This window comes from Mycobacterium sp. E3298, from assembly GCF_001666895.1.
Classification (GTDB): domain Bacteria; phylum Actinomycetota; class Actinomycetes; order Mycobacteriales; family Mycobacteriaceae; genus Mycobacterium.
In genome coordinates, this window is record NZ_LZJB01000149.1 from 1 (window position 1) to 706 (window position 706).

The 706-nt window shown below is 80.3% G+C and carries 1 protein-coding gene and 1 pseudogene; one reads left to right on the top strand and one right to left on the bottom strand.

The genetic code is table 11. The features are described from left to right. The coding region (locus tag A9X05_RS30905; RefSeq protein WP_197498955.1) for a hypothetical protein at positions 1–195 on the bottom strand (195 nt) is incomplete at its 3' end. On the opposite strand from A9X05_RS30905, the pseudogene A9X05_RS06820 reads away from it, so the two are divergent. Further along, positions 140–706: pseudogene (locus A9X05_RS06820) on the top strand (primosome assembly protein PriA); the annotation flags it as partial. The gene A9X05_RS30905 and the pseudogene A9X05_RS06820 sit on opposite strands and share 56 nt — an antisense overlap.

Genomic DNA, 706 nt, shown 5'->3' on the forward strand with positions numbered 1-706 from the left:
GGTGTCGTCGAGGGCGACCACCCGCGGCGTGCGGGCGCGCACCACCGCCCGGGCCGCGACGATGTCGTGCGCCCACCCGCTGCGCACCAACGCCTGCGCCTCGGCGGTGCGCGCGTAGCCCCCGATCAGCGCCGCGCACCGCGCCTGGTGGGCGCACGACATCGTCGCGGCCCGGGCGGTGGTGCGCGCCCGCACGCCGCGGGTGGTCGCCCTCGACGACACCGGTTACGCCGACGAACGCGACCCGGCCGCGCGGACCGCGCGCATCCCGTCGATCGCGCTGCGCGCCGCCCGCTCGTCGCTGGAGGCCGGGGCGCCGGTGCTGGTGCAGGTGCCGCGGCGCGGATACGTCCCGTCGCTGGCCTGCGCGCGCTGCCGCACCATCGCCCGGTGCCGGCACTGCACGGGTCCGCTCTCCCTGGCCGAGTCGTTGCGGGAGGGCGGCCCGGCGCTGGTCTGCCGTTGGTGCGGGCGGACTGAGCCGACGCGGCGCTGCGCGCGCTGCGGGTCGGACGCGGTGCGCGCCGTGGTCGTCGGGGCGCGCCGCACCGCCGAGGAACTCGGGCGCGCGTTTCCCGGCACCGCGGTGGTCACCTCGTCGGGCGAGGGCGTCGTTCCGCAGGTGGCCGCGGGCCCGGCGCTGGTGGTGGCCACGCCGGGGGCGGAGCCCGCCGCGGCGGGCGGTTACGGGGCGGCGTGCGGCTGC